Source organism: Nesterenkonia sp. E16_10 (assembly GCF_017347085.1).
In the GTDB taxonomy this organism is placed as follows: domain Bacteria; phylum Actinomycetota; class Actinomycetes; order Actinomycetales; family Micrococcaceae; genus Nesterenkonia.
Map to the genome: position 1 here is coordinate 126,744 of NZ_JADPSA010000022.1, position 12,956 is coordinate 139,699.

A 12,956-nucleotide genomic window follows, 5' to 3' on the forward strand; every position below is an offset into this window, starting at 1 on the left:
AAACAGGCATAAGAACTCACCTTCCTGGTCCCCTATCGCGTCCGGTGCAAGGATTTCAACCGGGGACGGTCCTTAAGTGCTGAGCCTCTAGTAGAGTAGCCCCGCTCACTCTGTTTCCACAAGATGTGATGAGAATCACAATTCAGACTGAGCATTCCCGTCGCCAATACGCTCTCTCGCGTCGACGCATCCCGTGGCCTGAGCCCCTCGTCAAGACGCCTGCGCGTCGTCGAGCAGAGACCTCCCCGAGTCAGGGGTCGCAGATTCTTTGGCCCTGCGTTGAACGCCGCTCCCGATCCTCGCGTATCCCCTGTTACAACCGATCCGCCATCCGGACCGGGACCCATTGGTCGCGCCTGGAAACGACAGGACGTTGACGCTATCCGCCGAAAAGGTGATTCATGGTTCTATATGAAGGCTCGCCGCAGGCCCTCCCCTCGGTGACCCCGGAGCTTGCATCGAAAGCTTCTCCTGCCCCAGTCCGACGCGAAGAGAACTCGGGTGAGGTCATTGCACTGACCGCACCCGCCGGACCTCCGAAGCTCAGTGACCACCGGAGACACCTTGCGCCTTCGACCGCTGTCTACTCCGGCGGGGCCGTAGCGGCCCCACGAACCCTTCTGGACATCTTCTTCACCACCGTGGACAACTACCCCGACGCGATCGCGCTCGACGACGGCGTCGTCGCGCTGACCTACATGGACCTGCTGGGACGCATCGAATCGGTGGCGCAGATCCTGCGTGAGTCCGGCATCGGCACCGGAGACCGAGTAGGCATCCGCGTGCCGTCCGGGACGAATGATCTCTACATCGCCGTCCTGGCCGCCATGAACCGTGGTGCGGCCTACGTTCCGGTGGACCACGACGAACCCGAGGAGCGCGCCACCCTGGTCTGGGAAGAGGCCAGCGTCAGCGCCGTGATCGGTTCCGGTCTGAACGTCCACCTCCGGCCAGAGTCTCCCCCGCATGGGAAATACCATCGCCCCACCGGCGACGACGATGCCTGGATCATCTTCACCTCCGGCTCCACCGGGAAGCCCAAGGGAGTCGCGATCTCACACAGGTCCGCGGCTGCATTCGTGGACGCCGAGGCCTCGGTCTACTGCGTGGATGCACCGCTCGGGCCGGGCGACCGGGTGCTTGCCGGACTCTCGGTGGGCTTCGACGCGTCCTGTGAAGAGATGTGGCTGGCCTGGCGCTACGGCGCCTGCCTGGTGCCGGCGCCCCGCGAGGTGGTCCGGTCCGGCGAAGACCTCGGACCCTGGATGGCTGCACGCGGCATCACCGCCATCTCCACCGTCCCGACGCTGGCCGCGATGTGGCCCGCGGAGTCCCTGGACAACATCCGGCTGCTCATCTTCGGCGGAGAGGCCTGCCCGCCCGAGCTCGCCGCACGCCTGGCCACCGACGGCCGGGAGGTCTGGAACACCTACGGACCCACCGAGGCCACCGTCGTCTCCACGGCAGCGCTGGTCGACGGTGCCACTCCGGTGCGCATCGGGCTTCCGCTGCGCGGCTGGCAGCTGGCAGTCGTGGACGCCGAGGATCAACCGGTGCCCTGGGGCGAGGTAGGACAGCTGGTGATCGGCGGAGCCGGACTGGGCCGCTATCTGGACCCGGAGAAGGATGCCGAGAAGTACGCACCGATGACCACGCTCGGTTGGCCGCGCGCCTATCGCAGCGGGGATCTGGTGCGTGCCGAGATCGAGGGGCTGATTTTCGTGGGCAGAGCGGATGATCAGGTCAAGCTTGCCGGCCAGCGGATCGAGCTGGGTGAGGTCGATGATGCCTTGAGCCACCTGCCCAATGTCGCCGCCGGCGCCAGCGCCGTGCAGAAGAGCCCGGACGGCAATGGAATCCTCGCCGGGTACCTGGTGCCCGCCGCGGGGAAGGTCATCGACCTGGCCGAGGCCCGCGCCCGGCTCAGCGAGCAGCTGCCGGGACGTCTTGTCCCAGCACTTGCGGTGATCGATGAACTGCCGGTGAAGACCTCCGGCAAGGTCGATCGCAAGGCCCTGCCCTGGCCGCTGCCAGCAGACCCGAGCGCGGCGGCCGCAGCCGCCACGCTGCACACCGACTTCGTCTGGCTGGCCGAGAAGTGGACCAGCCTGCTCGGACCGGTGCCGATGAGTGCAGACAGCGACTTCTTCACGCTGGGCGGCTCCAGCCTGAGCGCCGCCCAGCTGGTCTCGATGCTGCGCAAGCGCTACCCCGATGTTTCGATCGCAGACCTCTACGCCCACCCCACGCTTTCCGCGATGTCCTCACACCTGCGGCAGCTGGATCCGACATCCGCGGTGGAACGAACGACTCGTCCCACGCCGCGGTGGACCGGCTTCCTGCAGCTGCCGCTGATCGCGAGCCTCTACGGCATCATCGGCCTGCGCTACGTCACCGGAATCGCCATCGTCTGCCTGGTGCTGTTCCAGATCGGTGAGACCCCATGGGTCCCGAACCCACCACTGATCCCGACCATCATCGCCTGGGCGGTCCTGTTCAGCCTGCCCGCGCGAGCACTGGCAGCCATCGGCTCCTCCCGGCTCCTGCTGTTCAAGGTCAGGCCGGGCATCTATCCGCGCGGCGGAGTGATACACATCCGACTCTGGGCCGCAGAGCGGATCATGACCTTCTGCCAGCTGGACGGACTGATGGGCACCCCCATGGCACCCGCATTCGCGCGAGCCCTGGGTGCCGGAGTCGGCAAGGACGTCCACCTGGACGCGCTTCCGCCGGTCACCGGCCTGGCCGCGATCGAGTCCGGGGCGTCCATCGAGCGCGACGTGGACCTCGCCGGGCATTGGCTCGAGGGCGACACCTTGCACATCGGCATCGTACGCATCGGCCAGAACGCCCGCGTGGGCACCAGGGCGACCCTGCAAGGCGGCGCCGTGATCGGCGACGACGCAGAGATCGCCCCCGCCAGCGTGGTCACCGGCATGGTCCCGAAGAACGAATACTGGGCAGGCTCACCGCTGGAGCGGGTCGGCACCTCAGGACAGGACTGGCCGGAGTCGACGCAGCAGGAGAGCCCGCACTCCCGCGGCACCGACCTGCTGTACCCGCTCGGACTCGTCCTGCTGGGGCTCCTGGCGCTGGCGGCACCGCTGCCCGGCGCAGCCCTCATGTTCTACCTGATCTCCGACTTCGAGGCCCTGGCGCCCGCGCTGTGGACGTTGGCCGCGTGGACACCGGTGTTCGTGCTCCTCACCGTGGTGACGTACCTCGGCCTGCTCGCCGGATCCGTCCGGCTCATGGGTCGACTCATGCCTCGAGGCACCCACTCGGTGCACAGCGTTCCCGCATGGGCCGCCTGGATGTCCGGGCAGCTGATGTCGAAGTCTCTGATCAACATGTACCCGCTCTACTCCAGCATGGCGACCCCGTTCTGGCTGCGCCTGCTCGGCGCACATGTGGGCAAGGACGTGGAAGCTGCCACCGTTGAAGCAATTCCACACCTGACCAGCGTCGGTGACAAGGCGTTCCTGGCCGACCATTCGCTGGTCTCCTCCAAGTACGTGCGTCACGGCTGGGTGCGGCTCGAGAGCGGCAGCGTCGGGCAGAAGGCGTTCCTCGGCAATTCGGCGATCCTCGGTCCAGACCAGAGGATGCCCTCGAACTCGCTGGTCGCCGTGCTCTCCAGTGCACCGAAGAGCATGCCGGCAAACTCCCTGTGGCTCGGCAACCCGCCGATCGAGCTGCCGCGGGCCCCTGAGCCGGTCGATGCCTCACTGACCTACGAGCCCAGCCGCCGGCTCAAGCTCGCCCGCGCCACCGTGGAGCTGTGCCGGATGGTGCCGATGTTCATCACCGCCTGGCTGGCTCTGATCACGGTCTTCGTGCTCTCGACGATCTTCGACGCCTATGGCCTCCTGGTCGCCGTGCTGTTCTCCGGACCGGTGCTGCTGGCCAGCGGAATCGTCGCTGCTCTCATCCCGATGGCGGCCAAGTGGCTCCTCGTCGGTCGGTTCAAGGCGACCCAGAAACCGCTGTGGAGCTCCTTCGTCTGGCGCAACGAGCTGGCCGACTGCTTCTCCGAGGCGCTTGCCGTTCCCGGACTGATCCGGATGAGCCTGGGCACCCCCCTGCTGAACCTGTGGCTGCGCGGAATGGGCGCGCGCATCGGTCGCGGCGTCTGGTGTGAGACCTGGTGGCTGCCCGAGTTCGACCTGATCCAGCTCGACAAGGCGGCCACGATCAACCGGGGCACCGTCCTGCAGACCCACCTGTTCCACGATCGCATCATGCGGCTGGACCGCGTCCATTTCGAGGAAGGCTCCTCACTCGGGCCGAACAGCATCGTGCTCCCCGGAAGCTCCCTGGGTGCCCACGCCAGCGTGGGTGCAGGGTCTCTGGTGATGCGCTCGGAATCCATCCCGGAATCCACCACGTGGAACGGGAACCCGATCCGGCGGACTCAGGTCAGCGCCGGTACCCGAGAATCCCTGGCGCCCGCCGGGACGCTTCGTTGAGAACGGAAGAAGGACACCCGATGGATTCGACACCCGATCTCAGGTTTCGGCTCGCTCCCCCCTTCGGCACCGTGGTGACCGCTATGGTGACCCCCTTCGACCCGTCTGGTCATTTGGACCTCGACGGCGCCAGGGACCTGGCCTGCTGGCTCACCCGTGATGGTTGGAACGACGGCCTGGTCGTCAACGGCACGACCGGGGAATCGATCACCACCACCGACGCGGAGAAGACGGCCATGGTCAGGACGGTGGCCGCCGCGGTCGGTGGACGGGCCACGGTGATCGCCGGAGTGGGGGTGGCCGACACCCAGCACAGCATCGACCTGGCGCAGGCTGCCGCGGAGTCCGGCGCCGATGGCCTGCTGGTGGTCGCACCCTATTACTGCCGTCCCAGTCAGGCCGGGCTGCTGCGGCACTTCACCGCGGTCGCAGAAAGCACCTCATTGCCCGTGATGCTCTACGACATCCCGAAACGCACCGGGGTCGCGATCAGCCGAGAGACCTTCGCCGCAGCCGCGGGGCACCCGCAGATCGTGGCGGTCAAGGACGCCAAGGGCGATCTGGCATCGAGCTCCTGGGTCATGCGGCACACGGACCTGACCTACTACTCGGGGGACGACATGCTGAACCTGCCGCTGCTCTCGATCGGGGCAACCGGATTCGTATCTGTGGTCGGCCACGTCGCCGCAGACCTGTTGCGCCACCTGCAACGCTGTCACCAGCAGGGAAGAACCGTTCAGGCCGCCGGCATCCACCGTCAGCTGCTCGCCGTCTATGAGGGCATGTTCCGCGCGCCCGCAGCCGCCTCGGTCAAGGCTGCGTTGGCGATGCAGGGCCTGCCCGGCGGGCCTGTGCGCCTGCCGCTGGTGGCACTCGACGACGCCGAAGGCCAGCTGCTCTCGCTGGACCTGGCGGAGTCCGGGATCCCGAACCGCGCCATGCCGGCTCGAGCCATGGTCTCTGCGGAGGCCACGGTGTCCCAGTCCGGCGGGGCACGGCCCGTGCTCAGTCTGAGACTGCCATGAGGGGGGCAACCCGAGGCGCCCCAGCCCTCGCCTCGGCCACCTCGGCCGGGCAGAAGCCCAAGCGCCGCCTGATGGCGGTCGATGCTGCGCGGGGCCTCGCGCTGGTCTTCATGGTGGCCATCCACGTGCTTCCCTCCTGGACGCAGAACGGGGATCCGACCTTCATCTGGTCTGCCTTCTCCGGTGTCGGGGCAACGCTGTTCGCGCTGCTGGCAGGCGTGACGCTGGCCTTCCTGACGGGCGGGCGACGTCCGCTGCGGGGCCACGCGATGACCTCGGCGAAGGCGGCGCTCGCGGTGCGGGCGGTGCTGATCGCCGCCCTGGGGCTGCTCCTGGCCTACGTCGACCCGCCGGCATCCATCATCCTGGTCTACTACGGCGCCATGTTCCTGCTGGCCATTCCGCTGCTCCGGCTCTCATTCCGGGCGCTGGTGGCCGTGGCCCTGGGGATCGCGGTACTGGGCCCGATGCTGGTGCATCTGACGCAGAACTCACTGCCGACCCTCGACGGCTACGATCCGACCCTCACCACGCTGGTCACGGACCCGATCACGTTCCTCAGCGTCGTCTTGTTCACCGGCAGCTTCCCGGTCATCCCGTGGATGGCCTACGTGTGTGCCGGCATGGCGATCGGTCGCCTCGATCTGAAGGCGAAGTCCACGGCTGCGCGGCTGTTCATCACCGGAGCCGCGGTCGCCGTCGTCGTCTGGTTGAGCTCGGCGCTGCTGCAGGGTCCGTTGGGCGGCCGTGATCAGCTGTTCTGGGCGACGCCGTGGTCGGCGGGCGAGATCGAGAACTTCCTCACCTGGGGTCCGCCACCGGACCTTCCGAGCACCACCTGGTGGTGGCTCACCGTCTTGGCTCCCTATACCTCGACGCCGTTCGAGGTCCTGCATTCGCTGGGCATCGCGACGGCCGTGCTGGGAGCGATGCTGCTGCTGGGCCGCTGGGCCGCACGCGTGGTGCAGCCCTTGGCGGCGATCGGCAGCATGACGCTGACGCTGTACTGTGCGCATCTGCTGATGTTGGCCACCGGCTTCCTCGCCGATGCGCCATGGGCGTCTTTGATCATCCAGCTGCTCGCGGCCACCGGGTTCGCGGTGGCCTGGAGACACTTCCGAGGCCCGGGCCCGCTGGAACACGGCATCTCTGTGGCCACCAAGACCGTGCGGGACCGGGTCGGCACACGCCTGGAGGAGAGGACACCGCGATCAAGACACTGAGCGTCCTGTGATTCTCGGTCCACTAGACTGACGTTCGAGAACCAGGCGCAGCCATATGTGCGCGCATACTGTCCTTTGTCTTCCAAGGTGCCGGAGGGGTACGTGCGCAGCAATCGCGACGACGCGGCCAAAGCCTTGTATGAAGAACGCAGAAAGCTGCTCGCCGGCCTGATGATGTCTGAAGCGGAGCCATGGGAAGACCTGCCCGAGGATGTGAAGGAACGCTGGCGGGGCAAGTCCGAGAGCCCCGGAACCTCCGAAGACCCTGGAGTGCCCAGGCCCTGAGCCCAGGGCAAAGGGGGAAGGCCGCGCCCGAGCGAGCTCTGCTCCGGCCTGGTGTCTCATCGACCCGGACGAGTGACCGGGCCGGGGTTCCGCGCCAGAGCCAGCATCAGCAGACCACTGTCCCGGGTGTTCTCCCCCGTCGGGCCCTCAGTCGCGATCTTGCCTTCGGGCCCGGGTGGGGTGCGCAGATCGGTCACCGTGATGTGGTCGTGGCTGAGACAGACCGGAGCATCCCAGGGCTCGTTCAGCACCACGGCGCCGGGCGGCAGGCCGCCGCGCCCGGTGTCGAACCCGGTGTGCAGCGACTTGAGCACCGCCTCCTTGCGCACCCAGGTGCGCAGCAGCCAGGCCAGCCGCCGGGCCCGGGCCGCACCCTTCGTCTCACGGAACCACTTCAGCTCCTCGGGTGCCAGCACCAGCTCGGCGAACTCGGCGGGCTCGGTGACCGAATCAAGGAACGGCCGGACGACCTCGATGTCGATCCCCAGGGAGCACTCCTCCCCTGGGCCGGCGCAGGCCGCTGCGAGGTATCCGTTCGAGCGGGACCGGGAGAGCTCCACCCGGTGGCCGTCGATCCTGGCCTCGGGCGCTCCGCGCCGCCGGGGCAGCTCCACCCGGAGCGGATCCACGCCGTAGGTCTGCGCCACCAGGGCGCGGACGGCCGAGTCCGCATCGCGGTCAGCCCCATACGTCCATTCCACCGACCCACCTCCCGAAACCTGTGTTGAGCGCTGCATGTCATCGAGTCAGCTCATTCTCACACCGCTTCCCGGCGGTCGGGGCCGCAGCCTGGAAATTCGACCTTGTAGAAGGACACGTGTTTCACCATGAGCCAGCCAGATCCCTACACCCCCACCTCAGGTTCGGCGGAGCTGAAGGTCGCGCACTACGACCTGGATCTCGACTACGAGGTCCGGCCGAACCGCCTCACCGGCCACGCGAAGCTCCACGTGCGCGTGCTCACCGAGACCTCCAGCATCGAGCTTGATCTGTGCGGCCTGAAGGTCAGCCAGGTGCTCCTGGACGGCACCCAGACCCGGTACAAACAGACCCGCACGAAACTGGTGCTCCCAGGTCGCTTCGCCGCAGACGAGGCGCTCATCATCGACGTGCACTATCGGGGACGGCCCCGACCACGGAAGGGCCCGTGGGGCGCCGTCGGCTGGGAGGAACTCAGCGACGGCGCGCTGGTGGCGGGACAGCCCAATGGGGCAGCCACCTGGTTCCCCTGCAACGACCATCCCAGCGACAAGTCCACCTACCGCTGCAAGGTCGTGCTCGACTCGGACTACACCGCGATCAGCAACGGTGCGCTGCGCCAGGTGACCGCTGAGGGCAGCCGCACGGCCTGGACCTGGGAGTCCGACCGACCGCTGGCGACCTACCTTGCGACGGTCCAGATCGGAGCATACCGGCGCGGTCGGATCGCACCAGCTCAGCACCCTCCGGCCCGAGTGCCGCTGGAGCTGGCCTGCGGGGAGCACCAGTGGCAGCGGGCACAGGACGCCCTGGCGAAACAACATGCGATGCTCACGGTCTTCGAACGAGACTTCGGCGAGTATCCCTTCAACGACTACACGGTCGTGGTGACCGACGATGAGCTGGAAATTCCCCTTGAATCCCAGCCGCTGTCCATCCTGGGGGCGAATCACCTGAGCCCGGGCTGGGACTCCGAGCGCCTGATCGCCCACGAACTCGCCCACCAATGGTTCGGCAACTCCGTGACTCCGCGACGCTGGACCGACATCTGGCTCAACGAAGGCTTTGCCAGCTACGCGGAGTGGCTGTGGTCGGAAGCCTCCGGCCAGCTCGGCGCCGACGCGCATGCTCGCTCCGCGCACGACCGGCTGGCGTCCCTGCCGCAGAACATCGTGCTCGCCGATCCCGGCGGACCCGACATGTTCGACGACCGGGTCTACCTGCGCGGGGCGCTGACGCTGCACGCGCTGCGCAGGTCCACCGGTGACGAGATGTTCTTCCGAGTGCTGCGCTCATGGACGACGGAGAATCGATATGGCTCCGTGACCACCGCAGACTTCCTCGACCATGCCGAGCGAGTCACCGGGCAACCCGCGCGGTCGCTGCTGCATGGCTGGCTGTTCGAGCCGACGCTGCCCGGTCTGCGCTGAGTGGAAGATCCCTCCTTGATCACGGTGACCCGCCCGGCTTTTCGCTTCCCTGCGACCGAACATCTCCTACACTCATGGCAGAGCCCACCCGGGGCATGGCATGACCCCGATCAGATCCGTCGGCAAGAGTCTCCGAGAGCACATCGGGGCCGAAGCATGGCGCAGGCGCAAGGATGACCACTATGACCACGCGTTGGGTGCTGCTGTGTGGACTGCTGGCAGCTGTGCTCGCCGGCCTCCTCGGGCTCTTCGCGATGAGCCTGCTCCTGGGCGAGGACGAGGCCACCGAGACTGCGGAGAATTCACCGGCCAGGTGCGAGCCCCACGGGATCGTGCCGCCGGACCCGCGCGCTCAACCGGACTCCGTGACCGGTATCGGCGTTGCCGACGAGCCCGGTGAGTCTGCTGGCTCCGCGGATGCGGTCCAGCTCCATCAGGAGTTCACCTCGGGTGACACGACCAGCCGCTACCACCTGTTCACCCGGGGCGTGGACTTCGATGAGCCGGTCGGGGTCGTGGTGAGGCTGCACGGAGACGGCGGAGCTGAATTCGAGGACCCCGATGGTCTGCTGAACTGTCTCGCCGCGGTCGCCGCGTCCCAGAACATGATGTTGCTGGCTCCACTGACGCCGGATGTGCAGGGCGAGGTCACCTGGTGGGAGGACATCTCCACGAACCTTCCGTGGCTGAACGACCTGTTGACCCAACGCGTGACACAGTCCTTCCCCGTCGATCCTGAGCGGATCTGGTGGATGGGGTACTCGGGCGGAGCCGAGATGATCACCTATGGCGTGCTTCCCCGGACCCCCGAGCTGGTCACAGGAGGCGCCGTGATGATCGGGGGTGGAGGAGATCCAGAGGCAGCGGTTGAAGAACCCACCTCGGAGCAGCGACAGTTCCTGGACCTGATCTGGGTGACCGGAACATTGGATGACGGCTCGGTCCCCTACGCCCCGTTCGACGCCGTCACAGCCGCCCGAGAAGGTTCGGCCTGGTACCGCCAGCAGGGATTCGAGCAGGTCCGGGCCGAGTATCCGGAGGGCGAGGATCACTTCTCACTGCAGCAGGCACGGATCCTGGACGAGGCGCTCGCACAGTAGCCCACCGGCTCGAATCTCCGCGAGGGTGAACCGGATCCGGGATTCTCAGGTCTGCTGCTCCGTGAGGAGCGTGGCGATCGCCTCCGCACGAGAACCCGCCTTCAGCTTGTGCAGGATCCGTGAGATGTGGAACTTCACCGTGTTCTCGCTGATACCCAGCTCTTCAGCGATGGCGCGATTCCGGCTGCCTGAGGCAAGCAGGTTCGCCACCTCCATCTCCCGGGGCCGCAGACCCGCTATGGCGGCCGTGGAGGGCCGAACCAAGGGAGGCTCCAGGGGCAGCACCGCTGAGAGCTCTGCCCCCCATCCTGACGTGGAGTTGACCGCCAGCTGGCCCCTGAGGGCATGGATGCGCTGCTGAACGCTCTGCAGCAGAGTCTCTGCATCTGCGGTCCCGCCATCGCCGTCATCCCGAACCTTGAGGATCAGGCCGGTTCCGTCACAGGACCACTGCACGCGCACCCGGCTGATCTCGGAGCGTTGCATCCGGCTGAGAATAAACCGGTGGACCACGGCCCTGGCGCCACGGGCCACGTCGTCGGGGATCAGATGGTCACCCTCAGGAGGTTCTATGAACTCCAGTTCAACCTGCCAGGACCGCGCAGCGGACCAGAGCTCCTCCTTCAGGCGCGCGAAGGCCAGCGTCACCGACTCCGCCGCCACGGTGTGTGCCTGCTCGGTCATCCCACGAAGTCGTTTCAGTCCCGCGGCGGACCTTGCGATGGCGGCGTCTCGCGCGGAGGCATCGGAGAGCTGCCCCGACCGCAGCGGAACCAGGATGCTGTCCAGGGTCGCAGAGTACTCGTCCTTGATCTCGCTCAGCACCTGCAGGCGCAGCCCTGCGGTGGAGCGTGCGTGTCGGAGATAGTCGGGGGCGGCTTCATCTGCGCGCTCCTGCACGTGCAGCGCCACGATGTTCCAGATGTCCAGCAGCGGGTCGAGATCCTCCATCGGGCCTGGATCGGTGAGCACCAGGAGCGCGCCATTGCGGGCCACCACCTGGATCGCTGGGCGCCGGTCATCGCCGACGAGCAGTGTGGTTCGATGCACGCCCTCGACGCTGCCGATCTTGTTTCTGAGCCCATCAAGATCCAGTCCACGCACCCCGCGCTGGACGGTCGGATCACCGCAGCATTGGATGCGTCCGCCGCTGGGATCGGCGGTGAGCGTGATCAACGCCGAGTGGGCCACCAGTGGGCTCAGCAGATCGGAGAGCCCGCGAACGATCAGGCCGAGCGGCGAAGCGAGAACCTCGAAGAGCGGGTGGAGCTGACCGTCGGGCAGTGTGACGCGTTCCATACTTCTCATCCTACTGAGGCGACCTACTCGAAGGTAGGGCTGCGGCCAACCACAAGTGTCATTGAGAAGACTCACACCCAAATAGAGACTTAAACCATGTGGCGGAATCTTGCCGTCGCGGCCCAAGGAGAGGATAGCAATGTCTACAAACAGTGCAATCGCGTATAAGAGTCCGGGTGTGGTGGAGGTCGTCGATACCCCCTACCCCGAGTTCGAGCTCAAGGACGGACCTGGCGTCAATCCCGCCAACATCGGCCGCAAGGTGCCGCACGGCGCCATTCTCCGCACTGTCGCGACGAATATCTGTGGCTCCGACCAGCACATGGTGCGCGGCCGGACCACCGCCCCTGCAGGCCTCGTGCTCGGTCATGAGATCACCGGCGAGGTGGTCGAAGTGGGCCCCGATGTCGAGTTCATCAAGGTCGGCGATATCGTCTCGGTGCCGTTCAACATCTCCTGCGGGCGATGCCGCAACTGCAAGGAGCGCAAGACCGGAGTCTGTCTCAACGTGAACCCGGACCGCCCGGGCAGCGCCTATGGGTACGTGGACATGGGCGGCTGGGTCGGCGGACAGGCGGAGTACGTGCTGACACCCTATGCCGACTGGAACCTGCTGAAGTTCCCGGACCGGGATCAGGCGCTGGAGAAGATCCTGGACCTGACCATGCTCTCGGACATCTTCCCGACCGGATTCCACGGCGCCTACTCGGCCGGCGTCGGACCAGGATCCACGGTGTACATCGCCGGCGCAGGCCCCGTCGGGCTCGCGGCTGCGGTCGGTGCCCAGCTGCTCGGTGCGGGGGCGGTGATCGTCGGGGACCTCAACGAGGAGCGACTGGCGCAGGCCCGTTCCTTCGGCTGTGAGACCGTGGATGTCTCCAAGGGCGATCCCCGAGACCAGATCGAGCAGATCCTCGGAGTGCCGGAGGTGGAGTGCGGCGTGGATGCGGTCGGCTTCGAGGCGCGTGGGCACGGCGCGGATTCAGCGCAGGAGGCCCCGGCAACCGTCCTGAACTCGCTGATGAACCTCACCGAAGCCGGTGGCGCACTCGGCATTCCGGGTCTCTATGTCACCGGAGATCCGGGCGGGGTCGACGAGGCGGCCCAGGTTGGGTCCCTCTCGATTCGTCTGGGACTGGGCTGGGCGAAGTCCCTGTCCTTCACCACCGGACAGTGCCCGGTGATGAAGTACAACCGCCACCTCATGCAGGCGATTCTTCAAGACAAGGTGCAGATCGCCAAGGCGGTCAGCGCCACTGCGATTGCGCTTGAAGACGCCCCGGCTGCCTACGCGGAGTTCGACAAGGGCGCGGCGAAGAAGTTCGTGCTCAATCCCAACGGCTACATCAAGAACTGAACCGGCTCCACAACAGCCCACCGAGATCGCTGATCGAGGTGCAGGGCCGCTGAGATTCAGCGAAGCAGG

9 protein-coding genes are annotated in these 12,956 nt (G+C 66.8%); 7 read left to right on the forward strand and 2 right to left on the reverse strand.

What is annotated here, in order from left to right:
* Positions 1 to 401: 401 nt before the first annotated feature.
* The 4 genes from I2487_RS06895 to I2487_RS06910 all read left to right on the forward strand — a co-directional run bounded on the left by I2487_RS06895 (position 402) and on the right by I2487_RS06910 (position 7,002).
* Complete coding sequence (locus I2487_RS06895) at positions 402 to 4,469, forward strand: Pls/PosA family non-ribosomal peptide synthetase (protein WP_207171342.1); 4,068 nt, start codon at positions 402 to 404, stop codon at positions 4,467 to 4,469.
* 20 nt (positions 4,470 to 4,489) lie between these two features.
* The gene (gene dapA, locus I2487_RS06900; RefSeq protein WP_207171341.1) at positions 4,490 to 5,494 is read left to right on the forward strand and encodes a 4-hydroxy-tetrahydrodipicolinate synthase; all 1,005 of its coding nucleotides are present in this window, start codon (positions 4,490 to 4,492) and stop codon (positions 5,492 to 5,494) included.
* Positions 5,491 to 6,717, forward strand: coding sequence for a heparan-alpha-glucosaminide N-acetyltransferase domain-containing protein (locus tag I2487_RS06905; protein WP_207171340.1), 1,227 nt, complete (start codon positions 5,491 to 5,493; stop codon positions 6,715 to 6,717). Before dapA ends, I2487_RS06905 begins: the two co-directional genes overlap by 4 nt.
* Positions 6,718 to 6,819: 102 nt before the next feature.
* The gene (locus I2487_RS06910; protein ID WP_207171339.1) at positions 6,820 to 7,002 is read left to right on the forward strand and encodes a hypothetical protein; all 183 of its coding nucleotides are present in this window, start codon (positions 6,820 to 6,822) and stop codon (positions 7,000 to 7,002) included.
* 56 nt (positions 7,003 to 7,058) lie between these two features.
* Here I2487_RS06910 and I2487_RS06915 read toward each other — a convergent pair whose 3' ends face one another.
* Positions 7,059 to 7,703, reverse strand: a complete 645-nt coding sequence (locus I2487_RS06915; protein WP_207171338.1) for a 4'-phosphopantetheinyl transferase superfamily protein — start codon at positions 7,701 to 7,703, stop codon at positions 7,059 to 7,061.
* A 126-nt stretch (positions 7,704 to 7,829) separates the two neighbouring features.
* Between I2487_RS06915 and I2487_RS06920 the strand changes: the two genes are divergently transcribed.
* Positions 7,830 to 9,131: a M1 family metallopeptidase gene (locus tag I2487_RS06920; protein ID WP_207171337.1), complete on the forward strand. Its 1,302-nt coding sequence runs from the start codon at positions 7,830 to 7,832 to the stop codon at positions 9,129 to 9,131.
* A gap of 182 nt (positions 9,132 to 9,313) precedes the next feature.
* Positions 9,314 to 10,231, forward strand: a complete 918-nt coding sequence (locus I2487_RS06925; RefSeq protein ID WP_207171336.1) for an alpha/beta hydrolase family protein — start codon at positions 9,314 to 9,316, stop codon at positions 10,229 to 10,231.
* 45 nt (positions 10,232 to 10,276) lie between these two features.
* Here I2487_RS06925 and I2487_RS06930 read toward each other — a convergent pair whose 3' ends face one another.
* On the reverse strand, positions 10,277 to 11,530 hold the full coding sequence (locus I2487_RS06930; RefSeq protein ID WP_207171335.1) for a helix-turn-helix transcriptional regulator: 1,254 nt from the start codon (positions 11,528 to 11,530) through the stop codon (positions 10,277 to 10,279).
* Positions 11,531 to 11,669: 139 nt separating this feature from the next.
* Between I2487_RS06930 and fdhA the strand changes: the two genes are divergently transcribed.
* The gene (gene fdhA / locus I2487_RS06935; protein WP_207171334.1) at positions 11,670 to 12,887 is read left to right on the forward strand and encodes a formaldehyde dehydrogenase, glutathione-independent; all 1,218 of its coding nucleotides are present in this window, start codon (positions 11,670 to 11,672) and stop codon (positions 12,885 to 12,887) included.
* Positions 12,888 to 12,956 lie beyond the last annotated feature (69 nt).

What these genes read in the sequence shown, in the direction of transcription:
- I2487_RS06895 (WP_207171342.1), top strand. Translation starts at nt 402, where the DNA reads ATGGTTCTATATGAAGGCTCGCCGCAGGCCCTCCCCTCGGTGACCCCG.
- dapA (WP_207171341.1), top strand. Translation starts at nt 4,490, where the DNA reads ATGGATTCGACACCCGATCTCAGGTTTCGGCTCGCTCCCCCCTTCGGC.
- I2487_RS06905 (WP_207171340.1), top strand. Translation starts at nt 5,491, where the DNA reads ATGAGGGGGGCAACCCGAGGCGCCCCAGCCCTCGCCTCGGCCACCTCG.
- I2487_RS06920 (WP_207171337.1), top strand. Translation starts at nt 7,830, where the DNA reads ATGAGCCAGCCAGATCCCTACACCCCCACCTCAGGTTCGGCGGAGCTG.
- I2487_RS06925 (WP_207171336.1), top strand. Translation starts at nt 9,314, where the DNA reads ATGACCACGCGTTGGGTGCTGCTGTGTGGACTGCTGGCAGCTGTGCTC.
- I2487_RS06930 (WP_207171335.1), bottom strand. Translation starts at nt 11,530, where the DNA reads ATGGAACGCGTCACACTGCCCGACGGTCAGCTCCACCCGCTCTTCGAG.
- fdhA (WP_207171334.1), top strand. Translation starts at nt 11,670, where the DNA reads ATGTCTACAAACAGTGCAATCGCGTATAAGAGTCCGGGTGTGGTGGAG.